This is a genomic window from Desulfofundulus luciae (assembly GCF_030813795.1).
Classification (GTDB): Bacteria; Bacillota; Desulfotomaculia; order Desulfotomaculales; family Desulfovirgulaceae; genus Desulfofundulus; species Desulfofundulus luciae.
On sequence record NZ_JAUSUX010000012.1, the window covers coordinates 67,332 to 92,008 of the forward strand.

General features: G+C 54.8%; 21 protein-coding genes, 3 tRNA genes and 1 pseudogene. 6 read left to right on the plus strand and 19 right to left on the minus strand.

All coding sequences use genetic code 11. The features are described from left to right. Positions 1-480: 480 nt before the first annotated feature. The 18 genes and pseudogenes from J2Z49_RS08850 to recO all read right to left on the minus strand — a co-directional run bounded on the left by J2Z49_RS08850 (position 481) and on the right by recO (position 18,985). Positions 481-1,599, minus strand: coding sequence for a Nif3-like dinuclear metal center hexameric protein (locus J2Z49_RS08850; protein ID WP_307402234.1), 1,119 nt, complete (start codon positions 1,597-1,599; stop codon positions 481-483). Further along, a complete protein-coding gene (locus J2Z49_RS08855; protein ID WP_307402236.1) occupies positions 1,590-2,282 on the minus strand; it encodes a tRNA (adenine(22)-N(1))-methyltransferase in 693 nt (230 codons plus the stop codon). The genes J2Z49_RS08850 and J2Z49_RS08855 overlap by 10 nt, the downstream gene beginning before the upstream one ends. Before the next feature lie 620 nt (positions 2,283-2,902). After that, positions 2,903-2,978: transfer RNA gene (locus J2Z49_RS08860), tRNA-Val, on the minus strand. A 3-nt stretch (positions 2,979-2,981) separates the two neighbouring features. Further along, positions 2,982-3,057 (minus strand) — tRNA-Glu (locus J2Z49_RS08865). Between the two features lie 142 nt (positions 3,058-3,199). Then, positions 3,200-3,275, minus strand: a tRNA-Ile gene (locus J2Z49_RS08870). Between the two features lie 112 nt (positions 3,276-3,387). Further along, the gene (gene rpoD / locus J2Z49_RS08875; RefSeq protein ID WP_407650071.1) at positions 3,388-4,488 is read right to left on the minus strand and encodes an RNA polymerase sigma factor RpoD; all 1,101 of its coding nucleotides are present in this window, start codon (positions 4,486-4,488) and stop codon (positions 3,388-3,390) included. A gap of 20 nt (positions 4,489-4,508) precedes the next feature. Further along, the gene (gene dnaG / locus J2Z49_RS08880; RefSeq protein WP_307402238.1) at positions 4,509-6,266 is read right to left on the minus strand and encodes a DNA primase; all 1,758 of its coding nucleotides are present in this window, start codon (positions 6,264-6,266) and stop codon (positions 4,509-4,511) included. A gap of 116 nt (positions 6,267-6,382) precedes the next feature. Further along, the gene (locus J2Z49_RS08885) at positions 6,383-7,393 is read right to left on the minus strand and encodes a deoxyguanosinetriphosphate triphosphohydrolase (RefSeq protein ID WP_307402241.1); all 1,011 of its coding nucleotides are present in this window, start codon (positions 7,391-7,393) and stop codon (positions 6,383-6,385) included. 61 nt (positions 7,394-7,454) lie between these two features. After that, a complete protein-coding gene (locus J2Z49_RS08890; protein WP_307402244.1) occupies positions 7,455-8,072 on the minus strand; it encodes a flavodoxin family protein in 618 nt (205 codons plus the stop codon). A 110-nt stretch (positions 8,073-8,182) separates the two neighbouring features. After that, complete coding sequence (thpR, locus tag J2Z49_RS08895; protein ID WP_307402247.1) at positions 8,183-8,764, minus strand: RNA 2',3'-cyclic phosphodiesterase; 582 nt, start codon at positions 8,762-8,764, stop codon at positions 8,183-8,185. Further along, complete coding sequence (locus J2Z49_RS08900) at positions 8,757-9,770, minus strand: HD domain-containing phosphohydrolase (protein ID WP_307402249.1); 1,014 nt, start codon at positions 9,768-9,770, stop codon at positions 8,757-8,759. Before J2Z49_RS08900 ends, thpR begins: the two co-directional genes overlap by 8 nt. A gap of 312 nt (positions 9,771-10,082) precedes the next feature. Further along, positions 10,083-12,725 carry a pyruvate, phosphate dikinase gene (ppdK, locus tag J2Z49_RS08905; protein WP_307402283.1) on the minus strand — a complete coding sequence of 881 codons (2,643 nt, stop codon included), beginning with the start codon at positions 12,723-12,725 and terminating at the stop codon, positions 10,083-10,085. Positions 12,726-12,743: 18 nt separating this feature from the next. Then, positions 12,744-13,520 (minus strand): annotated as a pseudogene (locus J2Z49_RS08910) (pyruvate, water dikinase regulatory protein); the annotation flags it as partial. Positions 13,521-13,560: 40 nt separating this feature from the next. After that, entirely contained in the window at positions 13,561-14,199 is a 639-nt protein-coding gene (locus tag J2Z49_RS08915; RefSeq protein ID WP_013823652.1) for a helix-turn-helix transcriptional regulator, read from the minus strand. A gap of 110 nt (positions 14,200-14,309) precedes the next feature. Beyond that, positions 14,310-16,415, minus strand: a complete 2,106-nt coding sequence (glyS, locus tag J2Z49_RS08920; protein ID WP_307402253.1) for a glycine--tRNA ligase subunit beta — start codon at positions 16,413-16,415, stop codon at positions 14,310-14,312. 42 nt (positions 16,416-16,457) lie between these two features. Continuing rightward, the gene (glyQ, locus tag J2Z49_RS08925) at positions 16,458-17,327 is read right to left on the minus strand and encodes a glycine--tRNA ligase subunit alpha (RefSeq protein ID WP_307402256.1); all 870 of its coding nucleotides are present in this window, start codon (positions 17,325-17,327) and stop codon (positions 16,458-16,460) included. Between the two features lie 406 nt (positions 17,328-17,733). Next, positions 17,734-18,180 carry a DUF4342 domain-containing protein gene (locus J2Z49_RS08930; RefSeq protein WP_307402258.1) on the minus strand — a complete coding sequence of 149 codons (447 nt, stop codon included), beginning with the start codon at positions 18,178-18,180 and terminating at the stop codon, positions 17,734-17,736. A gap of 58 nt (positions 18,181-18,238) precedes the next feature. Next, the gene (recO, locus tag J2Z49_RS08935) at positions 18,239-18,985 is read right to left on the minus strand and encodes a DNA repair protein RecO (RefSeq protein WP_307402261.1); all 747 of its coding nucleotides are present in this window, start codon (positions 18,983-18,985) and stop codon (positions 18,239-18,241) included. 76 nt (positions 18,986-19,061) lie between these two features. Between recO and J2Z49_RS08940 the strand changes: the two genes are divergently transcribed. The 6 genes from J2Z49_RS08940 (at position 19,062) to J2Z49_RS08965 (ending at position 23,896) form a co-directional block, all read left to right on the plus strand. Then, complete coding sequence (locus J2Z49_RS08940; protein WP_307402264.1) at positions 19,062-19,889, plus strand: N-acetylmuramoyl-L-alanine amidase; 828 nt, start codon at positions 19,062-19,064, stop codon at positions 19,887-19,889. Between the two features lie 35 nt (positions 19,890-19,924). Then, the gene (locus J2Z49_RS08945; protein ID WP_307402267.1) at positions 19,925-20,821 is read left to right on the plus strand and encodes an N-acetylmuramoyl-L-alanine amidase family protein; all 897 of its coding nucleotides are present in this window, start codon (positions 19,925-19,927) and stop codon (positions 20,819-20,821) included. 31 nt (positions 20,822-20,852) lie between these two features. Continuing rightward, the gene (locus J2Z49_RS08950; protein WP_307402269.1) at positions 20,853-21,764 is read left to right on the plus strand and encodes a peptidoglycan-binding protein; all 912 of its coding nucleotides are present in this window, start codon (positions 20,853-20,855) and stop codon (positions 21,762-21,764) included. Positions 21,765-21,783: 19 nt separating this feature from the next. Beyond that, positions 21,784-22,650, plus strand: coding sequence for a lipid II flippase Amj family protein (locus tag J2Z49_RS08955; protein WP_307402285.1), 867 nt, complete (start codon positions 21,784-21,786; stop codon positions 22,648-22,650). A gap of 112 nt (positions 22,651-22,762) precedes the next feature. Continuing rightward, positions 22,763-23,416, plus strand: a complete 654-nt coding sequence (locus J2Z49_RS08960) for a coenzyme F420-0:L-glutamate ligase (protein WP_307402270.1) — start codon at positions 22,763-22,765, stop codon at positions 23,414-23,416. A 21-nt stretch (positions 23,417-23,437) separates the two neighbouring features. Further along, positions 23,438-23,896 carry a pyruvoyl-dependent arginine decarboxylase gene (locus tag J2Z49_RS08965; RefSeq protein ID WP_307402272.1) on the plus strand — a complete coding sequence of 153 codons (459 nt, stop codon included), beginning with the start codon at positions 23,438-23,440 and terminating at the stop codon, positions 23,894-23,896. Positions 23,897-23,978: 82 nt separating this feature from the next. On the opposite strand, the gene J2Z49_RS08970 is transcribed toward J2Z49_RS08965, so the two are convergent. After that, entirely contained in the window at positions 23,979-24,473 is a 495-nt protein-coding gene (locus tag J2Z49_RS08970; protein ID WP_307402274.1) for a PucR family transcriptional regulator, read from the minus strand. Positions 24,474-24,677 lie beyond the last annotated feature (204 nt).

A 24,677-nucleotide genomic window follows, 5' to 3' on the forward strand; every position in this document is an offset into this window, starting at 1 on the left:
GGAACAGCGTTATCCTGAGCTAACGTGTAGCACCGGTAAGGAGCACCCGGTAAAACGGGGGCAACCGGGCAGCAACCCATCGGCGCGCCAAGAGTCTCTAAGGTGAACCTCCCTCGGGACAAGCCCGGGGGCTTCGTCCCGAAGGTTTCTCATGTCACCGGAAAGCCGCCCGCAAAACCGCAGGTCTTACGCTTTCCTCGTGAGCTACATGGCCGCGTCACCGCAACCAGGCCCGGTCCATAGGCGTCTACTACTTCGCCATGCGGCTACGTAGATACGTGCTTACTTCAAAGCACCAATCTCTTTCGGGAATCAGTTTTACGCAGCGGCCCATTGACCCGCTGCAACCCTATACCGATTGTCAAAGAGCACAGGTATATTATACCATGAGAATGTATGTTTGGGAAGTATTTATCGCCCTAACGGGTGACACCCCTTTCATCCTACCCCACAAGGAGGTAGGTTTTCAGGGGCGGATTTTTATAAAAAGAAATAAGGATCCTCTTCCGCATTGCTAAGCAAGCACTCTACAGCCAGACCCCTTTCCTGGCAGACCTGGAGTAAATATTCCTGCAGAACCGGCAGGATTACCCTTTCGGTACCAAAGTGACCGGCATCCACGAAAGCCAAACCCGCCGCAAGCATATCCCGGGCAGTATGATAGCCCACATCTCCCGTCACGAAGACGTCCGCGTTAAGCGCCAGGACCCTGGGCCAGAGATCACCACCGGAACCGCCACAAAGGGCCACCCGCTTAACCGGACGTCCTTTCTCTCCTCCCCAGCGTAGCGCGGGTAACTGGAGGGTTTCTTTTACCCGAATAACAAAGTCCTCCAGGGGCAATGATTCCGGTAGCACGCCCATCCTGCCCAGGCCGCTGGAAGGGGTGACCTGGTTGGCCAGTGGATAGAGATCGTAGGCCACCTCCTCGTAGGGATGGGCCTCCAGCATGGCCCGCACCACCCGCTCCACCAGCCTCTGGGGAACGATGGTTTCCAGCCGGACCTCCCTTACCTGCTCAAGACGGCCCTGCCGGCCGATATAGGGATTGGTCCCTTCCAGGGGCCTGAACGTACCTGTTCCCTCCACCCCAAAGGTACAATCACTGTAATTCCCAATCCACCCGGCCCCGGCTGCCCCGATGGCCGAGCGCACCGCATCCACGTGATCCAGGGGCACAAAAACCACCAGTTTCAAGTATTGTTCCTTTCCGGGACTCAGTACCTGGATATCCTGCAACCGCAAGCGCCGGGCGAGGACGTCATTTACCCCACCGCGACAGCGGTCCAGATTGGTGTGGGCGGCATAAACGGAAACACCGGCGCGGATGAGGCCGGCCACCAGTGCCCCACCGGGCCGATCCATCCGGATTTGCTTCAGTTCTTTAAAAAACAAAGGATGGTGGGCCACGATCAGCTGAACATCCCTTTCCAGGGCTTCCCGGCATACCGCCTCATTTACGTCCAGGCAGAGCAGTATGCGCCGGACCGGGGCTCCCGGATCCCCCAACTGCCAGCCGGGGTTGTCCCATGGTTCCGCCAGCTCCAGGGGAGCCATCTCCTCAATGATGGCGGCAATGTTTGCACCGGTCACTGACACTTCATTAACACCTCCTTCAACCGGACCAGCTTGGCCGAAAGTTCAAGGGACTTGTCCTTAGCCCGGGGACTGCGGCTGCGGGCCAGGGCCTTTAGAACACGCTGGTACTCCGCCATTAATTTGTCCAGGTAAGCGGGAAGGAGCGGGTGTTTCTTTTCCACCAGGCGCGGGCCGATCTCCAGCGTAAAAGGATCCGTTACTTTTTCCAGGCCGGGTTCGGCCACCACAATCACATACAAATGGCCGTCCTCTTCTACCAGCGTTTCATCAACCAGGCACCAACCCTCTTCCACCAACCATAACCGCAGATCCCCCGCATCCACCATGGGCTGCAGGATCAGCCGCCTGACGGCGGCCAGCACCTCCGGGGCAGCGGCCAGAATCTGCCGGATGGTATTTCCCCCCAGGCCGGCCAGCACAATCACTTGCGCTTCCCCGGGTAAAAGGGGGCGCAGGCCGTCACCCTGGCGCACATCAATTTTACCGTCCAGGCCCTGCAGGTGAACCGCTGTACGGGCGCTACGGTAAGGCCCGGCATTTAACTCGGTAGCCACCGCTTTGGGACAGATACCCTTCGCCACCAGATAGATGGGCAACAGGGCGTGATCGGTCCCGATATCCGCCACCACTGCCCCGGGCGGTACATAGGCGGCAATGGCTTCCAGACGCCTGGTCAGACACAATAAAAACTACCTCCAATTTTTTTGTTGTGCCGCGTTATTTATTGTAACATTTGCCAGCGACCAATCGCAAAGTTCACCGCGGCGGCCGCCCTGTTTTTGGCTGGCTTGTTCAAAATGAACCTCCCTCGGGAAAAGCCCGGGGGCTTCGTCCCGAAGGTTTCTTATGTCGTCGGAAAGCCGCCCGCAAAACCGCAGGTCTTACGCTTTCCTCGTGAGCTACATGGCCGCGTCACCGCAACCAGGCCCGGTCTATAGGCGTCTACTACTTCGCCATGCGGTTACGTAGATACGCGCTTACTTCAAAGCACCAATCTCTTTCGGGAATCAGTTTTACGCAGCGGCCCATTGACCCGCTGCAACCCTATACCGATTGTCAAAGAGCACAGGTATATTATACCATGAGAATGTATGTTTGGGAAGTATTTGTCGCCCTAACGGGCGACGCCCCTTTCATCCTACCCCACAAGGAGGTAGGTTTTCAGGGGCGGATTTTTATAAAAGAACAGCGCCAGGCCGGACGTTTGGAAACGCTCGGCTTTTTCATTAAATTAAAGGGCGCTAATAGGTCACCAAAAATAAAACCGGCTCCCCCATCGGGTGCCGGTACCCCTTGATTCCACTGGTGGGCGATGACGGATTTGAACCGCCGACCCCATGCTTGTAAGGCATGTGCTCTCCCAGCTGAGCTAATCGCCCGTATGGTGACCCCAGCGGGATTCGAACCCGCGTTACCGCCGTGAAAGGGCGGTGTCTTAGACCACTTGACCATGGGGCCGTAATGTGTCGTCAGTCGTCGGAAGTCAGAAGTCAGAAGTCAGAAATTAATTGCCTACCATACCTACCACGGCAATAAAAAATGGCATGAAAATCAAAGATAATTTCTCCGACCCCCAACTTCCGACCTCCGACTTCCATATTGGTGGGCCCACCAGGACTCGAACCTGGAACCAGCCGGTTATGAGCCGGATGCTCTACCAATTGAGCTATAGGCCCACAAATTAAGATATGAGATGTGAGACTGGAGAACGGTGCATAAATCATTATACATAAAAACACAGCCCCGGTCAATGGCTTTGTGGAGAAAAATTATACCGGGGCTGGTGGTTTAATCTAAGTAATCTTTGAGTTTCTTGCTCCGGCTGGGATGCCGCAGCTTGCGCAGGGTTTTCGCCTCAATTTGCCGGATCCGTTCCCGGGTCACCCCAAACTTCTGCCCCACTTCCTCTAAAGTACGGGCGCGGCCGTCGTCCAGCCCAAAACGCAGGCGCAGCACTTTTTGTTCCCGGTCGGTGAGGGTTTTGAGAACCTCTTCCAGTTGCTCCCGCAGAAGGGTATAAGAGGCCTCTTCCGCCGGCGCCCGGGCATCCTGGTCCTCGATGAAATCCCCCAGGTGAGAATCTTCTTCCTCCCCGATGGGCGTTTCCAGGGAAACAGGCTCCTGGGCTATTTTCATGATCTCCCGCACCTTTTCCTCGGAAATGCCCATCTCCTTGGCAATTTCCTCCGGGGTTGGTTCCCGGCCCAGTTCCTGCAAAAGCTGGCGGGAAACCCGGATCAGCTTGTTGATGGTTTCCACCATGTGCACCGGGATCCGGATGGTCCTGGCCTGATCGGCAATAGCCCTGGTGATGGCCTGACGGATCCACCACGTGGCATAAGTGCTGAACTTATATCCCTTGCGATAGTCAAATTTTTCTACCGCCTTGATCAGTCCCAGGTTGCCTTCCTGGATCAGATCCAGAAAGAGCATACCCCGGCCTACGTAACGCTTGGCTATGCTGACCACTAAACGCAGGTTGGCTTCCGCCAAACGCCGTTTTGCTTCCTCATCTCCCTGTTCCATGCGCTTGGCCAATTCTATTTCTTCTTCCGGGGTCAACAGGGGAATGCGCCCGATCTCCTTCAAATACATCCTTACGGGATCGTCTATGGCGACCCCTTCGGGAATGGAAAGGTCCACATCCTCTTCTGCTGTCGGCTCCATAACGGCGTCATCTATAGGTTCCAGGTCCGGAATTTCCGGCACGACTTCGATACCCATGCCGGCTAATTTTTCATAAATGTCGTCAATTTGTTCCGGCGTTAAATCTACCCCCTGCAGGGTATCCATGATCTCACTGTAAGTGAGGACACCCCGTTTTTTACCCTTTTCGATCAATTCCCTGACACATTCAAGTTTGCTCAATTCGTCCCCCAATTTGCTCATTCCCCCTTTCCAACAAGGGCTTACCGGGTCTGTATTAGACTTTGCAGGTCACTTAAAATCCGGGCTATACGCCCTTGATCACCAAACCTTTCGGCCTCAGCCAGTTCCTGTACCAGTCTTTCTCTTTTTTCCTGTATATTATTTCTTTGAATGGTACAGACAAGATCGGGAATTATTTTAACCGGGTCATCCCCGGGTATTTTTTCCATGAGCAATTGGCTTAGTAAATTTTGTCCTTCTTCGTCCAGTTCATGCATCCACGCAGCCGGATCAACCCGCGGGGCTTCCCCCTCACGGCAGATAAACTGGTAAATCTGGCGTAAACCAGGGTCCCGGGGGAAGGATTCGCCCAGTTGCCGGCGAACCTCCTGCACATATCCTGGATAATGCAACAAAAGCTGGATAAGGAGCAATTCCGCCTTATTTCGGGCGCTTGCTATTATATTATGCTTATTTTTAGCAATTTTATCCGGATTTGACCATTTTTTTCCCGAGTTTTTACCAAATCGTTGCAAAGCATCTCTTACCGCTTCCCAGCTTAAGCTTAAACGGGCAGCCACCCGCTTAATACCCTCTTCCCGTTCCACTTCCCCAGGCATGGCAGCCAGGTTTGGTAGAACCTGGGCCAACAGGGAAGCGGTATCACCACCTTTTTCCGCCGCCCGGCTTAGCTTGTAGTCCAGCAGGGAGGTCGCCGTCTCCACCAGTTGCTGCCACTTCTCCCTTCCATGCTGCCTGATATATTCATCCGGGTCTTTACCCTCGGGAATGGTGACCACCCGCACGCGAAATCCAAGCTGTTGCAGAAGATCCAGCCCCCGGATGGTGGCAGCAACGCCAGCCGTATCAGCGTCATAAGCAATGACCACATCTTTAGTGTAACGGGACAAAAGATGGCCCTGCTCTGCAGTGAGGCTGGTCCCCAGGGAAGCCACCGCATTGTGAATTCCGTGCTGGTGAGCGGTAATCACATCCATATAGCCTTCCATAATGATGGCATAGCCTTGTTCCCGGATGGCCGCCCGGGCCAGATGCAGACCGAAAAGCAACCGTCCCTTATTAAATACTATGGTCTCCGGGGTGTTCAAGTACTTGGGCTGGCTGTCATCCAATACCCGGCCCCCGAAACCCACCACCCGACCCTGGGCATTGCAAATGGGAAAGATCAGGCGGTTTCTAAACCGGTCGTAAGGTTTACCCCGCTCCCCCCTGATCAACAGACCCAGTTCCACTGCCCGGTGGGAAGGGCAGTTGCGGGATGCAAGAAACTGTAACAGGGTATCCCACCCGGGAGGAGCATAACCCAGTTGAAAAATTCCCTGGGTATGCCGGGACACTCCCCGCTTTTCCAGATAGCTGCGGGCCTCGCTTGCTTCCGGCCGGTGGGTGAGAATATGGTGGTAAAAATCCCGTACCATAGCGTTAATTTCCCAGGCCTGCTCCTCCAACCACGCCCGCGACCCCTCCCGGGGCCCACCAAAGCGCGGTACTACTATCCCGGCCCGGTCAGCCAACCTGTGTACCGCCTCTGGAAAAGTCAGGTTCTCGTGAAGCATCAAAAACTTAAAAACGTTACCGCCTGCCCCGCAGCCAAAACAGTAAAAAATCTGTTTGTCGGGGCTGACCGTAAAGGATGGATCCCTCTCCTGGTGAAAGGGACAACTACCAACATAGTTTTTACCTTTCTTCTCCAGGCGAACATACTCACTGATTAGCTGCACAATATCGGTTGCCAGGCGGACGGATTCCACCACATCGGCAGGGATCAGGCCACCCATGGGAACCACCCTTCCACATCCATCCCAGGGGCGTCACGTCCCTCTGTGAATGAGGTATTCGCTATCACTATAGATTTTCCTCCCCAGACCTTCGACAATTTTCTGTCCTCCCGCCGTCAACCCTGTCCCGGCGTGGGAAAAGCCCGGGGAATAAAGAGACGAGAAAATTGAGTAATGGCGAAATGGTCGGTCATGCCCGCAATGTAATCACAAACTACCCTTTCCACCCCTACCTCATCAACCCTCTTGAGTTGTTCCGGCGGCAGCGCTTCCGGATGCTTGGTAAAGTAAGTGTAAAGGTACTGGACCACGTTTTTTGCCTTGGATTCCTCTCTTTTCGCCTCTGAACCAATGTAAACATGGGCAAAGAGGAAAGACCGCAACTCATCTGTGGCTTGCTGGACCTCGGGGCTCATGGAGATCACCGGTTTTTCCCAGCTGTTGTTGATCAGGTCCAGCACCATAGTATTAATGCGTTCCCGGTGGGTGCGTCCCAGAACGTCCAGGCAGAATTTCGGTAGATCCTCCAGGGTAAGAATGCCACCCCGGATGGCGTCATCAATATCATGGTTAATATAGGCCACGCGGTCACAAATTTTTACCACCTGGCCTTCCAGGGTGAGCGGCCGTACCGGACCGGTGTGGTTTAAAATCCCATCCCGGACTTCCCGGGTAAGGTTTAAACCCCTTCCCCCTTCCAGTTCATCCACGATCCGCAAACTTTGCTCATTATGGCGAAACCCGGGAGGAAAAACTTCATTTAAAGCTTCTTCCCCGATATGACCAAAGGGGGTATGCCCCAGGTCATGGCCCAGGGCAATGGCCTCGGTAAGGTCTTCATTCAGACGCAGGGCTTTGGCCACCGTACGGGAAATTTGAGCCACTTCGAGGGTATGGGTAAGCCGGGTACGGTAGTGATCCCCTTCGGGAATGATAAAAACCTGGGTCTTGCCCTTTAGCCGGCGAAAACTTTTGGAGTGGATGATCCGGTCCCGGTCCCGTTGAAAAGCCGTACGCACCTGACAGGGTTCCTCGGGGTACAGGCGACCGGCACTGGACGAACTGCAACAGGCGTAGGGAGATAACTGTTGTTCCTCCAACCTTTCCGTGCGTTCCCGAATGTTCACCTTTACCCCCCCGATGAAAAACCCCCGGAGCCACGGGGCAAAAACCGGGGGCATGAAGTTTCTACCTGCCCGTCACCCGGAACCTGTCACGCAGCCCCCGGGTAGCCAGGGCTACTTCCACTACCCGCCGGGCCAGTATCCGGGCCCGCTGCAATCCCAGAGTGTCCTCTCCGGCGGGATCCTGGGCACAGGCTCCTTGATGCCCCGCATCATCCTCCAGGTAGCCGTCCCCCACAACGGTCATTCCCTGGCAAAGCATCATGTCGTGCATCGCCCGCAAGGCGGTTTCCTGCCCGCCAAAACGGGCACCGCCTACGGTTAATGCCCCGCCGACAACATTCAAGAGAGCTTTCTCCCGGCGCAAAAGACGGGTGCGGTCCCAAAAAGACTTCAGGTGGGATGATACGGTACTGAAATATACGGGACTGCCCATAATGATGCCATCGGCCTGGCGCATTAAATTAAACACGTCCTCCAAACGGGTTCCGGCAAAGCACTTCCCCGAACAGGGATCGGAGCAAACGGTACAATAGGGGACTTTTAATTCCGCCAGCACCTCGGACACCTGGCAAAAGACAAACTTTGCGCCTGCCGTTTCCACTACTTCCCTGGTGGCCAGCAACATCTGAGCGGTACTGCCCGCCCGACGAGGACTACCGTTAATAGCCAGAACCAGCATATTCATACCCTCTCTTCAAGGACTTAAACTAAACTATTACACCTTAAAAAACAAATTTCCTTCCTTGAGATTTTTAAAAAAATTATGCCTTGCCAAACGAATTTAGACCTTTAACGGCTTTTTAGACGAATTTGGGCCATCAAGGTATATATGGGGCCGCCTCGGGTAAGCTCGCTCTGCATCAAATCCACCGAAGACACTTGAACCGTTCCAAGGTGAGTGCAGGCATCGCCAAGTTCACGCACCCGGAGCATCAGTTCTTGCACCCCCCGGGGGGAACGCAACCTGGCCAGCGTTAAGTGGGGAGAAAAGGGTCGACCTGGTAAAGGAATTCCGAAAGGCACCATGGCCTCGCCCACCAGCCGGTAGATTTCCTGCAACTCGTTCCCCCCGCCGATGACACCGGTCCAGAGAACCCGGGGACGCCGGGGATCCGGGAACACGCCCAAACCACCCAACTGCACGGAAAAAGTCTTTTGGGTAAGCAAGACCTTTTGGGCCGCGGAAATCAGGGCATTGATCAGGGAAACCTCCACCTCTCCCAGAAAGTGGACGGTTAAATGCAAATTTTCCTTTTCCACCCACTTGGCATCCGCCCCGGCCCCTTGCAACTGCCTTTGGATATCCCAAAGCCGCTCTTTAATTGTATCGGGAAGGTTTATGGCCCAGAAAAGCCGCATGGTTTTACCCATTCCCCCGCTCCTCTTCCTCGCCCTTATACTCGCCCAAAATACGCATAAAAGCTTCGACTACCTGGGGGTCAAATTGGCCCCCGGCATGGCGTTTCAATTCGTCGATGGCCACCGGCACCGGCAATGCCTTGCGATAGCTGCGATCCGAGGTCATGGCATCAAAGGCATCGGCCACGGCCAGAATGCGGCTGAGCAGGGGAATTTCTTCACCCCGCAACCCCCGCGGGTAACCCCGGCCATCATAACGTTCATGGTGGGCCAGCACTACCGGAACCACATCCTCCAACCAGCTGATATGGGACAAAATAGTGGCTCCCTTTTCCGGATGGGAGGTGATCTGCTTAAATTCATCCGTTGTTAGGGCCCCCGGCTTGTTGAGAATATTTTCCGGCACGCCGATTTTACCTACGTCATGCACGATACCGCATATGTAAGCCAGATCAACCTCTTTTTCGTCAAGCCCAAGGGCCTCCGCAATCAGACGGGCATATTCAGCCACCTTTTCACTGTGTCCCATGGTGTATTGATCCCGGGCCCCAATGGCTTCGGCAAAAGCATAGATGGTTTCAAACTGCTCGGAGACTGTGGTCAGGCGATTCATTACCGTTTCCTTTAACAGCCTCCGGTCCCGGAGGAAATTGTGGTAGATGGCACAGGCCCCCACCACCCCTCCATCCCGGTTCCGCAGGATAGAAGTATCAACCAGGAAAACTTTCGGTACAATATATAACACGGTTTTTATTTCTTCCAGACGTAAAGAAAACTCGCGGCCCGTTTCCAGCGTTTCAATTAAAGCGCTGGAATATCTGCCCCTGTGGTCAAATTTTTTCCCCTGGTAAAGGCTTTCAGTCAAGGGGCGGGAAATAACCTCTTCTTTTTTAACCCCCAGTTCCCTTTCGGAAGCGCTGTTGAGATAAATCAGGATTCCCCCGGTATCAACAACCAGCACCGGACAGGGTAAAGCATCTAAAATCAGATGGTCTAGCGATGCGGTTTCACCATCCATATGAGGTCCCCTTTCCCTTAAACGATAACCGTTATAATCTTTCTCTTTTTGTCGCCTTTTTCCTGTAACCAACCCCCTAAAATTATTAACCCTCCCAAAGGGAGGGCGCAGTATCGTCAGAAATGACCTTGGGCGGCCGGTTAATTTATCGCGGAAAGACGCGCGCTCCTTCCGTGACCACCGGCCGCCCTCCTCATTACAGTTCTCAAGCGTCACTTTTAATTCGGCAAGTATTCAGTCAATTAGCTTTAGGCACTTCATTGTCCCCGCTCACTCCAGTGCTCCGCGCCTAGGTTTTACTGAACATTTACTTTAACCGTTCTTTACCCTGGCCTGGGCTGCGGCCAAGCGGGCAATGGGGACCCGGAAGGGGGAACAGCTTACATAGTTCAACCCGATGCGGTGGCAAAACTCAATGGAACTGGGCTCGCCGCCGTGCTCGCCGCAAATACCGATGACCAGATCGGGTTTGGTCTGGCGGCCCAAAGCCACGCACATTTTCATCAATTTGCCCACGCCGGCCTGGTCCAGAACGATGAAGGGGTTTTCCGGCAGGATCTTCTTCTCCACATACTCGTGGAGGAATTTACCCTCGGCATCATCCCGGGAAAAACCAAAGGTGGTTTGGGTCAGGTCATTGGTACCAAAGGAGAAGAAATCGGCTTCCCGGGCAATTTCATCAGCCAGCAGGGCCGCGCGGGGTATTTCTATCATTGTCCCCACGCTATACTCAAATTCCACACCCGTTTCCTTCATTACCTGTTCAGCCACTTCGTCAACCAGACGGCGCAGCAAAGCCAGCTCCCTGACCTCACCCACCAGGGGAATTTCCACTTCCGGGAACACCTTTACGCCCTCTTTTACCAGCTGGGCCGTAGCCTGGAAAATGGCCCTGGCTTGCATGGCATAAACTTCCGGGAAGGTTATACCCAGACGGCAGCCCCTGTGACCCAGCATGGGGTTGAATTCCGCCAGCACCCTTACCTTTTTCAGCAGTTCCTCTTTCTTCCGCAGTTCTTCTTCATCGCCACCGGTGAGGCGCAGGCGGGTAATTTCCACGGCCAGTTCTTCCGCATTGGGCAAAAATTCATGCAAGGGGGGATCCAGCAGGCGGATGGTAACCGGCAAACCCTCCATAGCCTTCAAGATGCCATAGAAATCCCCCTGCTGCATGGGCAAAAGCTTATTCAGGGCGGCCTGGCGCTCCTGGGTGGTGGTGGCCAGGATCATCTCCTGCACTATGGGCAGACGGTCCGGGGCCATAAACATGTGTTCCGTGCGGGTCAGACCGATACCCTCGGCTCCAAAGGCCCGGGCTTTAGCCGCATCTTCCGGAGTGTCGGCATTGGCCCTTACGCCCAGGGTGCGGATCTCGTCGGCCCACTGCAGCAGCTCAAGGAACTCGGGGGAAAGCTCGGGATCGATCAGCGGCACCTCCCCCAGCATGACCTGGCCGGTCGACCCGTCAATGGAAATGACATCTCCCTTTTTGACCACCAGGTCATTGACGCGAAACTCGCCGGCCTCGTAATCAATGCGGATGGCCTCACAGCCGCACACGCAGGGCTTGCCCATCCCGCGGGCCACCACTGCCGCATGGCTGGTCATTCCTCCCCGGGAGGTGAGCACCCCCTGGGCGGCAACGATGCCGTGGATGTCATCGGGAGTAGTTTCCGTACGGACCAGGATGATTTTTTCACCCTGATTGCCCAGCATTTCAGCCTCGTCGGCGTCAAATACAACCTTCCCGCTGGCGGCACCAGGGGAGGCAGGCAGGCCTTTGGCAATAGCCTTTACGCTGGCCCGGGGATCGATACGGCGGTGCAGCAGTTGATCCAGCTGGGCGGGCTCAACGCGCATGACGGCCTCTTCTTTGCTGATCAACCCCTCATGGACCATATCCACGGCAATTTTTACGGCCGCCTGGGCGGTGCGCTTACCGGTGCGGGTCTGCAAAATATAAAGTTTGCCCCGTTCAATGGTAAACTCAATGTCCTGCATGTTCCGGTAATGCTTTTCCAGGCGCTCGCAAATGGAGGCAAACTGCTGGTATACATCGGGCATTTCCTCTTTTAAGTCGGAAATGGTCCGCGGTGTCCGGATACCCGCCACCACGTCTTCGCCCTGGGCATTAATCAAGTATTCCCCGTAAAGCTCCCGGGCTCCGGTGGCCGGGTCCCGGGTAAAGGCCACCCCGGTACCGCAATCATCCCCCAGGTTACCAAAGACCATCACCTGGATGTTAACGGCGGTACCCAGGTCATCGGGAATTTTGTTGATCTTGCGGTAAACGATAGCCCGGTCGTTGTTCCAGGAGTTAAATACGGCATAGATGGCCATGAAAAGCTGCTCCATGGGGTCCTGGGGGAAAGATCGCCCGGTCTCCCGTTCGATTAAGGCTCTGTACTCAGCGACCACCTGTTCCAGGTCCCCGGCCGGCAATTCCTGGTCCAGGGTTACCCGCCGGCGCTCCTTATACCTTTCCAGGATCCGTTCGAATTTGGCATGTTCAATGCCCAGGACCACATCGCCAAACATATTCAAGAAACGGCGGTAGCAGTCAAAGGCAAAGCGGCGGTTGGCTGCCCGGCTCAGGCCTTCCACCGTTTCATCGTTTAGCCCCAGGTTGAGCACTGTATCCATCATCCCGGGCATGGATACGGGAGCCCCGGAGCGTACGCTCACCAGCAAGGGATTGGCGGGATCGCCAAACCGCTTGCCCGTTTTTTCCTCCAGGACACGCATCTTTTCCCGCACCTGTTCCTCCAAACCGGGAGGAAACCGCCGATCATTAACGTAAAACTCCTTGCAGGCTTCCGTGGTAATAATCAAACCGGGCGGGACAGGCAGGCCGATGTTGGTCATCTCCGCCAGATTTGCCCCTTTACCGCCGAGCAGATTCTTCATGTCTGCGCGGCCCTCTTCAAACAGGTAGACATACTTTTTACTTGACATGCCTTTCCCCCTATAATAAATTTCCAGCACGCGGCTGGCCGTTTCCTCTACCGCCTTGTTGGTAACGTCAATGACCGAACATTTTACCCGGCGCATGACTTCTTCCGCGTACTCCAGCTCCTGCAGTATGCGTTCCATGCTGGCGTAATTGGCCTTGGAAGCCAGCCCCAGGGCCTTCAAGCGTTCCCGCCGGATTTCATTCAACTGCTGGGGCTGGATGGTTAAACCGATTACCCGGTGGGACGGCAATTTGAAAATTTCTTCCGGTGGCGCCACCTCGGGCACCAGGGGAACATTGGCTGCCTTGATGGCCTTGTGGGCCAGGTACATGCACAAGGGAGTTTTAGAAGTCCGGCTGACGCCGATCACCACCACGTCCGCCCGCAAAATTCCCCGGGGGTCTTTGCCGTCATCGTACTTTACGGCAAACTCCACTGCTTCCACCTTGCGGAAATAATCCTCGTCGATACGGCGGACCAGACCGGGTTCCAATTTCGGTCTTTGACCCCCTACCCGGGTCAAGGCATCCAGCATGGGAGTCAGGATGTCTACGGTAGGTATATTGTACTTGCGCGCTTCCCTTTCCAAAGCTTCCCGTAACTCCGGAACAACCAGGGTATAGGCAATGACACTGGGCCTGGTACTTGCTTCCTGTACAATTTCGACAATTTCTTCCATATCATGTACAAAGGGTACCCGGTGGATATCCCCCACACCGGAGTTGAACTGGCTGGCCGCCGCCCGGGCCACCAGCTCCCCCGTTTCACCAATGGAATCGGAGATGATGTAAATCACCGGGTGTGTATTACTGGTCGTGGTAATGGTTACCTCCCCCTTAGTTTCCTTCTCCCAGCTCAACAAAGAGGCGAGTAATGTTAGTCTTGCTCAGGCGACCAATGACTTCCAGGTCCTTGTTTTTGTCGCCACCCTCAACCGGGCGTACCACGGGCAGGGCATCCACTTCGTGGGTAATTAATTTCTTGGCTGCCAACCAGACCGAATCATCAGGGCCCACGGTAATGACGTTGGGCATGCGGGTCATCACCACACCCACGGGCAATTTATGGATGTCCTGTCCCCCCAGGGTGATCTTCAATAGATCCTTCCGCGAGATAACCCCCTCCAAAATCCCTCCCTCCCGGACCACGATCAGTGTCCCTACGTCCTCAATGAACATGGTGACCACCGCATCGTACACCGAACAATGCTCAGACACCACCACAGGCACGGACTTTACTTCTCCCACCTTGATGCGGTGGAGCTTTTCGGCAATCACCTTGTTCGGGGTCTTGCCGCTGTAATAGTAGCCCACCCGGGGCCGGGCCTCTAAAAGCCCGGCCATGGTCAAAATAGCCATATCGGGACGTAAAGTGGCCCGGGTGAGAGAGAGGCGCTCGGCAATCTGCTCACCGGTAATGGGACCTTCCTTTTTGACAATCTCCAGAATGGCTTCCTGTCGCTTGGAAAGTTCCAATTTCATCGCCCCTTAAAAGAGCAATTATGTTATACTAATCCACCTTGCCACAGCAATTATATATATTATATACTCCTTTTACATTTCCCTTCTGCACAGAAACCAAAAATTCATGTATACAATTTGTCCCCCGGTGCGGCAACCAGTTTACTCAGATCGGCCACACCCAGGGCCAGGGCGGCCACTCCCTTGAGCAGGCTGAGACGATTGTTCCGGATTCTTTCATCATCCACCATTACCATGATGGCATCAAAAAATTGATCTACCCCCGGCCGCAAAGAAGCCATGGCCGCCAGCGCCCCCCGGTAATCCCGGGCGACCAGGTTGCGGGCAACCTCTTCCTGCACCTCTTTTAATTTCTGGTATAAGGCTGCTTCTGCCGGGTGCACGAGGGCAGCCGGGTCCACGGTAGTGGAACCGTGCTTGCGGGATAAGTTATGGGCGCGGGTAAAAGCTGTGAGCACTGCTTCAAAATGGGGTTCGTCCCGGAAGATCTCCACAGCCTGGGCGCGCTGCCAGGCACCGGCGAGATCATCAAAACCGGCCGCCAGCACTGCCTCCACCGTGTCGTAGGATAATCCCCGGTCGGCAAAAATTCCTTTCAAGCGCTGGGCAAAGAAGTCCATGAGGTGAGATATAACCTGTTCTCTTCCCAGCTTCAGTTCCACCCGCCCCCGGTACTGTTCATAAGCCTGCTCAATCAACCCGCGCAAGGAAAGTATTAGTTCTCCCTCCAGGCAGATATGGCATACCCCCAGGGCCTGCCGGCGCAGGCCGTAGGGATCCTGGGAACCGGTGGGCTCGATACCGATGGCAAAACAACCTACCAGGGTGTCCATCTTATCGGCCAAACTCAATATCCGTCCCGGGGTACTAACCGGCAGCTCATCGCCGGAGAAACGGGGCAGGTAATGCTCGTAAATGGCCCGGGCCACTGCCGGGTCCTCTCCGGAAGCCAGGGCGTATTCCCGCCCCATAACACCCTGCAATTCGGGAAATTCGTAAACCATGCTGGTCACCAGATCGGCCTTGGCCAGGTATGCCGCCCGCAGCACCTGTGCCGTCTCTTTTTCACCGGCCGCCAAAACACGGGCCAGGTAGCGGGACAGGCCGATAAGACGTTCCACTTTGTCGTAGACCGTACCCAAACTCTCCTGCCAGACGACCTTTTTTAAGGCCTCGACCCGGTCCGCCAGGGGTGTGGCCAGATCTTCCTTCCAGAAAAAGGCGGCATCGGCCAGGCGGGCCCGCAGCACCTTTTCATTCCCAGCCCGGACGGTATCCAGGTGCTCCTCACTGCCGTTGCTGATAGCAATAAAACGGGGCAGCAGTTTGCCCCCGGAATCCATCACGGGGAAATAACGCTGGTGTTCCCGCATGGACGTTACCAGCACCTCGGCGGGCAACTGCAAAAAGCTCTCGTCAAAGCTGCCGCAAAGGGCTACCGGATATTCCACCAGATTGGTTACTTCCGTCAGCAGTTCTTCGTCGGGCTCCACCTGCCCGCCGACCCGGGCTGCCAGCTCCTGTACCTGGTTCCAGATCATCTGCCGGCGGCGGTCGGTATCCACCACCACCCGGCCCCGCTCCATAACCTCAAAATATTTGCCGGCACGGGGGATTTCCAGAGGACCCTGGCTTAAAAACCGGTGCCCGTGGGTAATCCGCCCGGACCGGAGCCCGGCATAGGAAAAATCAATCACCTGATCACCGTAAATGGCCACCAGCCAGCGAATGGGACGGGCAAAACGCACCTCTAGGGCTCCCCAGCGCATGGGTTTGGGGAAGTGCAACCCGGCAATTAAAGAGGGGCAGAGCCCGGCCAGCACTTCCGTTGTGGGCCGGCCCTCCTGACGCTTCACTGCAAATACATATTCCACGGGGCCCAGGTTTTTCACCACCAGCTGGGAAACATCCACCCCCTGGCTTTTGGCAAAGCCCAGGGCCGCCCGGGTTGGCTCCCCGGCCGGATTGAAGGCCACTTTAACCGCCGGCCCTTTTACCTCCTGGATCAGGGATTCCTGCACACCGGCCAGGTTGTAGACGTAGAGGACCAGGCGCCGGGGGGTGCCATAGGTCTTAATTTCACCAAAGGGCAGCCGGTTTTCCCGCAACAAATTCGCTGCCAGTTCCTTCAATTGTTCCAGGGCCGGGTTTAAAAACCGGGCCGGTATTTCTTCCATACCAATTTCCAGTAAGAAATCCTGGGTATGCATGGTTGTCCTCCCTCGATTATTAGTTATTAGTGTTTTTAACGGTTATTTCTTTAAAAGGGGGTAACCCATTTCTTCCCGCTGGACCACATAGGCCTCGGCACAGGCCCGGGCCAGGCTGCGTACCCGGTGAATGAAGGCTGTGCGTTCGGTAACGCTGATGGCGCCCCGGGCATCCAGGAGGTTAAAGGTATGGGAGCATTTGAGCACATAATCGTAGGCCGGCAGGACCAGGCCCTTTTCCACTATGCGCCTGGCCTCCCTTTCGTACATATCAAATAGCTTAAAAAGCATCCCTGTATCTGCCTCTTCAAAATTGTAACGGGAGTGTTCCACCTCGCCCCGGTGGTGTACGTCCCCGTAAGTCAGGCCGTTAACCCATTCGATGTCAAAAACATTGTCCTTGCCCTGGATGAACATGGCCAGCCGTTCCAAACCGTAGGTAATCTCCGTCGAAACGGGGCGGCAGTCCAGGCCCCCGCATTGCTGGAAATAGGTGAACTGGGTGATCTCCATCCCGTCCAGCCATACCTCCCAACCCAGGCCCCAGGCACCCAGGGTGGGTGATTCCCAGTTGTCTTCCACAAAGCGGATATCGTGCTCCTGGGGGTTGATCCCTATGGCCGCCAGGCTGTCCAGGTATACCTCCACCACATCATCGGGGGAGGGCTTCAGGATCACCTGGTACTGGTAGTAATGCTGCAGCCGGTTGGGATTTTCCCCGTAGCGGCCGTCAGTGGGCCGGCGGGAAGGCTCCACATAGGCCACCCGCCAGGGTTCGGGCCCCAAAACCCGTAAGAAAGTGGCCGGGTTCATGGTGCCGGCGCCCTTTTCCACATCGTAGGGCTGCTGGATGATGCAGTTTTGATCGGCCCAGAAACGGTTTAAAGCCAGGATCAGGTCTTGAAAGTTCATGTATACATTCCTCCCTGAATTACTATAAAAATTTAAACCTCCCGCCCGGGCAAACTAGGCCAGGGACGGGAGGTACTTCCCGCGGTTCCACCCTGTTTGGCCGCCACAAAAGCGGCCCCCTCATTTGGTGCAGGCTTTACTCACCGCCACTTGACACGGCGGCTTTCCTCCTGCCGCTCGGGAACCCCATTCACCCGGGTTCGTTTTACCGGGCTTCCACCTCTTCCCGGCTCTCTGTAAAAACTCCCCCGGCTACTCTTTCCCTCATCGCCGGATATTCTATTGAACAATGTTAATTTATCAAATTGGCGGGATAAAGTCAACGGGGACGCTGTTTCCCGGCGCCCCATTCCCCGCGGCCGGTTCCTCTTCCACCGGGAAGGCCGGAATCTCTCCGCGCCTCCCCTTACGTAGGGCCCGCCGGTTCCACATATTGTTCACCCTGATCTTGATTTTGCTGATCACCCCGGACGGGCCGTTCAATTTCCAGGGTATAATTCTTGGCCATGGCCGTAATCGCCCCCAGGGCTCCCAAAACAGCCAACTGGCTGCTGGCCAGGGTTCCCACCAGACCCAAGGCCCCCAGGGAAGCCGGTAGTTCCATTACCGTCCTTTCCCCCTGTTTTACCTTAATTTTAGTTTCCTGGCTCCGGTGAAAAAAATCCTTCAAGTGCTCCAAAAATTCCTGTCCCCGGTCCTGGAGCTTTTCCGTAATGTGCTTCCTCTCTTCTTCCAGGCGAATGAGAGCCTGCACCACGTCACCCCCGGCTGCATCCAGGGCCTCCTTGGCCTCCTTGTAACCTACCCCCAGGCGGGACCTGATTAGATCAATTTTTTCCAGCTCGCTGTTCATGTACAGCCCATCCTCCCTGAACTTTATTTAACCATATTTAACCCGGGAGTCCGGCCATTTATACATGTTCCAACAGTTCCAGAAATCTCGTGGATTTCATGCGCCGGTCCAGATGGTACTCCATGTGGCGGCGAAGCACTTCCTTCAACTCCCTGCGGGCCGCCTTCCCCACCTGAAGCTGGTTGAGCTTGCCCGGATCCCAGCGTAAAAGAAGTTTTAGCAATTCCACTGTCCCCCGGCGACAGAGCAGGCCGCCTTCGTTCCTCCCGGCACAGGCGGCGCAGAGCACACCTCCAGCCCCGGCATGAAAAATTACCTCGTTGCCTTTGATGGGACCCCGGCATAAGACACAACTCTCCAGGCAGGGACGGTAACCCAGAATGGCCAGCAGTTTTATTTCAAGGGCCCGGACCAGCAACTCCCCGTCTCCGCTGCCCAGGGCACGCAGTGTGCCCAGCAACAGCCCAAAAACAGCCTCGCTGGGCTCTTCTTCGGCGGTCACGCCGTCCACCAACTCGGCCAGATAAACGGCATAGCCCAGCTTATCCAGCCGGCAACGCAGTTCCGGAAACATCTCCAAAAGCTCGCACTGGCTCACCGCATCCAAACCGTTGCCCCGGCGAAGAAGAAACTGGGAATGGGAAAAGGGTTGCACCGCCCCCCGCTTGCGGCTGGTAGGCTTACACGCCCCGTAAGCCATTACCCGGATTTTTCCCTTTTCCCGGGAGAACAACGTTAATAACAGGTCGGCCTCCTGGATGTTTACTGATTTCAGGACCACTGCCCTGACCTTATATAATTTCACCTGGGCCCACACCCCCGAATGTCTGGAAAGACAAAATTCGTGTGTACAATCCAAACAATATAATGAAAATCTTCCCGTGGTTTACCATATATTTTACTGTATCACCCGCAGCCCGGCCAGGGTGCCCCAGCCGCCCCGGGAGGTGGAAAATATCAGGTTTATTATCCTGCCCGTACAAAGGATAAAAATTGTGCTTGTCGCCGTCATGGTTGTGGCCAGTTTTTGGCTGGGATTGCGTGCCATCGCCTATGCCCGTCACCAGGCATCCATCAGCGCCCTTTCCTGGGCTTTAGCCGGCCGGGTGATCGTAGTGGATCCGGGACACGGGGGTGTGGACCCCGGAGTGGTGGGAAAAAACGACGTTCTGGAAAAGGACCTGGTCCTGGCCGTAGGGCAAAAGCTGGCCCTCTACCTGCGCCAGGGTGGAGCCGGGGTAATCATGACCCGGGAAGGGGACCATGACCTGGCCGACCCGGAAATTACCGGCCTGTATAAACGGAAGCGTCAGGATCTGGCCCGCCGGGTGGCCCTGGCCAACAATTTGCCAGCCGATGCCATGGTGAGCATCCACATCAACAGTTTTGGCAATCCGTCCCAGTATGGGGCACAAACCTTTACCAAACCCGCCTCGCCGGAGAGCCGGGCTTTGGCCAGAGCCATCCAGGATGAACTCAACCGCCTGCTGAAAATCAACCACCGGGTACCCTTACACGGGGATTATTACATCCTCCGCCATTCCCGGGTGCCCACGGTAATCGTGGAAATTGGTTTTATCACCAACCCCCGGGAATACCATCTTTTGCAGGATCCCCTTTATCAGAGTAAGGTGGCCTGGTGCCTTTATGCCGGCATTGCCAGATATTTCGCCGAAGAGGGAAAAGTTCCCCCGGTTCAACCTAAATAAGGGAAGAATTATCATTCGCCGAAGGGGGTAAGGGCATGACAGCCAGCCGCATTACCAACATTTGGAATAAAGTCCACCACAACCCCAGCCGCCCCGTCTCCCGGGTGGTAGTTGAATCCACCAGCCCTTTTCAGTTCGATGCAAAAGAAAGTCCCTCAGGTATCACTTTCATCGCCCAGGGAGCCAGGGCCAATATGTATTGCGAAACAATTGAAGTGTATGATGGGTTAATTGAATGGATCAGGGTTGAAGAGCAACCGCAGGGCGTGATCTTTGAGATCAAGACCAACCACCCTTCCCCCTGGCAAATATCAAGCGAACCGGGCATACCTTACCGTACAGTAATCAACTTTGTCCGGGACCACCTTTTTAATCTTTTTTCTTCAAAGATATTTGTTATTGACGCAGGCCACGGGGGCAATGATCCGGGTGGAAGGGGACCCGTTGATCTCCTGGAGAAGAACGTCACCATGGCCATGGTCACCGCCCTACAAGACCTGCTCAAACCCTTGAAAAGTCAAATCTACCTCACCCGCACCGGGGATTATCCCCTTTCCCAGTGGATGCGCTGCAACCTCGCCTTAAAAATGAACGCAGATGTGTTTATCAGTTTTCATACCTATCACAGTACGGACGCTTCCGTTCAAGGGACGGCAGTAAAATATAACCCCAGGGCACCGGGGTGTAATCGTCTCGCCCAATTTACCCTGGAAGAAATAGTGCGCAAAATCAAACGCCACTCGCGGGGGGTAGGACCGGACCAGCAGTTGCGCTATTTAGGTTTGATCCCCGGCCTTACGGTGGAACCGGTAGCCATTTCCAACTGGGTCGAGGAAGGTCTTTTGCGCAACCCCACCCTGTATAAAAAAATTGCCCAGGGAATCTTTAACGGCCTTTTACGGTTTTGGGGGGAGAAAAAAGGGGAAAAATAAACAACGACTCTTTTACCAACCGGTGATATGCATGCGTCGATCAATCTGCTTGCTCATCCTGTGCTGCCTGTCGCTCTGCCGGCCTGCCAGTGCTCCGGCCCTGGTCTGGGCACATCAATGCGGCAGCAATGAACAGCCCCGGTTGACGACTCCCTTTCATCAGGGACGGGATATTGCCAACCTGCAGCAATGCCTGTCTTACCTGGGTTACTTTAGGGGCCCGGTTAACGGCCTGTACGATGAATCCACCATCGAGGCCGTAGGACGTTTCCAGAAGGATCATGGTCTTCGACCCACCGGTGTGGCGGACGTGTCCACCTGGCAGACCATTAGCCAGGCCATGTTGTCAAAGCCGGAACAGGGGGTAACCCCCTCCCCAGGGCATGATCTTTTTATCCTGGTTGATACCCGTTCCCTGACCATGACCGTTTTTTCCCGGGGACAACCCATCAGACAATACCCGGTAGCCCTGGGCAAACCGGGCTCGGAAACCCCTTTAGGCCTCTGGAAAGTTATCGACAAATCGGACGAATACGTCCCCGGCATGGGACCCCGCTGGATGGGATTGAACATCCCCAAGGGCACCTATGGCATCCACGGCACGGACAGCCCCTGGTCCATCGGGACTTTTGCCAGTGCCGGTTGTGTGCGTATGCATAATGCTCATGTGATGGAACTCTATGATTGGGTTTCCGAGGGTACGCCGGTACTGGTTCTGGGGAATCCTTTTTTGCCGCAGTATCCCGTACTCTACCAGGGAAGCTGCGGCACGGCAGTGCAGGAAGTCCAGCGCACCCTGAAGCGGCTGGGTTATTATAACCAGAAGCCCGACGGCATCTTTGGCCTTCAGACGGCTGAAGCCGTAGTTTTCTTTCGTAAAAAACACGGCCTGGGAGAAAAACCCGTGGTGGATGAGGAACTCTGGCGTTTGCTGGGATTTTAAAGGAGGCAGGTGAAGAATAATCGACCGGGTGCTTCTGATTGCCGTTCTTACGGCAATTATTCATTTAACTGATACATTAGTTTACGCCGTGCGCCTTTCAGGGGTGACCACGCGCCGGCTGGCTACTGCTTTTTCCTTGTTTCAAATCATTTCTTTACTGGCCAGCACGGCCAACCTTATTCAGGCCCCCCTGTTATCTTCCGTGGTGGAAAAAACCATCAATACCGGCCTCAAAATTGCTTCCGGTTCTTTGCTCGAGTCACCTTTGTATCACTACCAGCTCACCCAGTTAAGCATGGATATACGCCTGGTTATTTTTTCCGCCACCGTCGGTACAGTGGTGGGAGTGCTTCTTACTCCGGCATTTAATTATGTTTTTACCCGGGTGATTTTTCTCTTTGAAGAAGCCGGTTCTATTCCCCGCCTGATTGTAATCCTGCTCTCGCCGCACCTTTTGGCCAGGACCCTGCGCAAAAGGCCCTGGTACCTCGGTGCCTTAAAAGCATCCTTACCAGGGCGCCCGAAAAACATCCCTTTGGCTTTTTTAATCGCCAATACCATGGTCATCGGCATCTGGACCACGGGAGTGTTATCGGCCCTGTATGCCGGTGCGCTATTACCCGAATACCGTTCAACGGCCAGCCTTCTTTCAGGCGTAGTGAACGGCGTGGCCACCATTCTTTCGGCCATGATTGTGGACCCCACCGCCGCCATGATTACCGACCAGGCCCTGCGGGGAACCAGGGATCAGAGGGATGTACGGCAAATGGTTTATTACCTGTGTTTAACCAGGGTGCTGGGGACTATTCTGGCCCAGGTCATTTTTCTGCCAGCCGCCTACCTGATCAAGGATGTAGCCCTGATCATTGCTGTTCCGGAACGTTAAAAAATGGGAGAGAGAGGGACAGGCACATAATTTACCCTCAGGTATAACCTGATATTAGCTCCTTAACCTGCCCGGGCAAATACCAGGAGCACGGCGAAAGGTGATGATGTGTATGCCCTGCTATACCATCCCCATTCGAACCCATGTAATTACCGAGCAGGATAACATCATCGAGCTGGCCAAACGTTACACCGAAGGGGTGGTGGAGCCGGGGGATGTCATTGCCATTGCCGAGAGTGTGGTAGCCATTACCCAAAAAAGAGCCATCTTACCCGAGGAAGTTCACCCCGGCTTGTTGGCCCGCTTTCTATGCCGCTTCCCCGGCAAACACGGCAGCCTGGCTACCCCACCGGCCATGGAACTGGCCATCAGGGAAGCAGGTACCATTAGAATTCTCTTAGGCTGCGTGGCCGCAGCCCTGGGACGGCTCATAGGCAAGCGCGGCTTTTTTTACCTGGTGGCCGGCCGGGAACTGGCTTTTATCGATGATATTGCCGGCACCATGTGGCCCTATGAAAGGCATATCATTCTCGGTCCCCATAAACCGGGCAAAATTGTGGCGGCCATTAAGGAAGCCACCGGTGCCGAGGTGGTTATTGCCGACGTCAACGATATTAAATGCGTGGATATACTGGCTGCAACCAGCCCTGCCAGCGTCAAAATAGCTAAAGAAGCGCTGGTAGACAACCCCTTTGGCAATGACGACCAGCAAACACCTATTGTGGTTATTAAGGTTAAAAAGGAGGCGCAAGACAGAGCAGCCTGACCGATGATAGGAGGGAACACCTTGCTACCGACACCAACCAGATTTACCCTGGTGGCAGGAGCCGGCGAAGGACAGACGCCGTTAAACGCCTTCGACCGGGCACTGCTGGAAGCCCGGGCAGGAAACGTAAACCTGATCCGGGTAAGTAGCATCCTGCCGCCCGGTGCCGAATATGTGGAGGAATTATCCCTGCCCCCGGGGGCACTGGTACCAGTAGCCTACGGTGCAACCACCTCCACCACCCCCGGAGACAGAATTGCCGCTGCCGTGGCCGTGGGCATCCCCGGGGAAGGTTTTGGCGTAATTATGGAGTATTCGGGCCACACCTCCCGCCAAGAAGCGGAAAGGATCATCCGGCAAATGGTGGAGGAAGCCTTTGCCATGCGTAAGCTGGAGCTGAAAAAGTACATGGTCAAGTCCGTGGAACACCAGGTAATCAGGACCGGGGCAGTTTTTGCCGGCATACTGCTGTGGTACTGAACTGGCCGATTTATTTGAAAAACCGGTTTTTCGGCGAGAAAAACCGGTTTTTTGTATGTAAATACATGGAACAGCCGCTCTCCTACAATACTTTTAACGCCTTCAAAGAAAGATAATAATATAATTTCTCTTCCCCATTGCTAAAAGGGTCTTTTCCCAGAATCTCTTTGATGCGCTCAAGGCGATATTTTACCGAATTGGGGTGAATATAGAGCTTTTCTGCGGTTTTGGAGATGTTTTCATTGCAATCCAGGTATACCTCCATAGTTTTGATTAACTCCGCCTTGTTGGCGGAATCGTAATCCAATATTTTGGCCAGGCTTTCACGGCAGGATTCTTTCACTTCTTTATTGCCAAAGGATAAAAGCAAAGAATAGATACCCAGTTGCTGAAAGTCAAAAATGCCGTTGCCTCCCTTCACCCTGCGACCAATTTTTAATGCCTGTTCTGCTTCGCGATAACTCTGAGCCAGCCCGGTCAGCCTGTCACAGCACCGGCCAATTCCTATGGAAACAGTAATTTTGCCCAACAGCCTGTTCACTTCGGCAGTGATTTCCTGAGCCAGGTGTAAGAGCATTGATTTGATTGCCTCTGCCCTAATCGAAGTTTGAAACTTTCAAATTAAAACCTCCCGAAAATCAAGGGCTCCGGGGCAATAATTAAAGACGTACCACTACATTTTCCTTCATTTTACAATAATGAGGGTGTGTGGTAATCATCGGAAGTCCGAGCACTTTGTTTGCAAGTGCCGTTACCGTCGTTTTTGATTTCAGCTACCTTT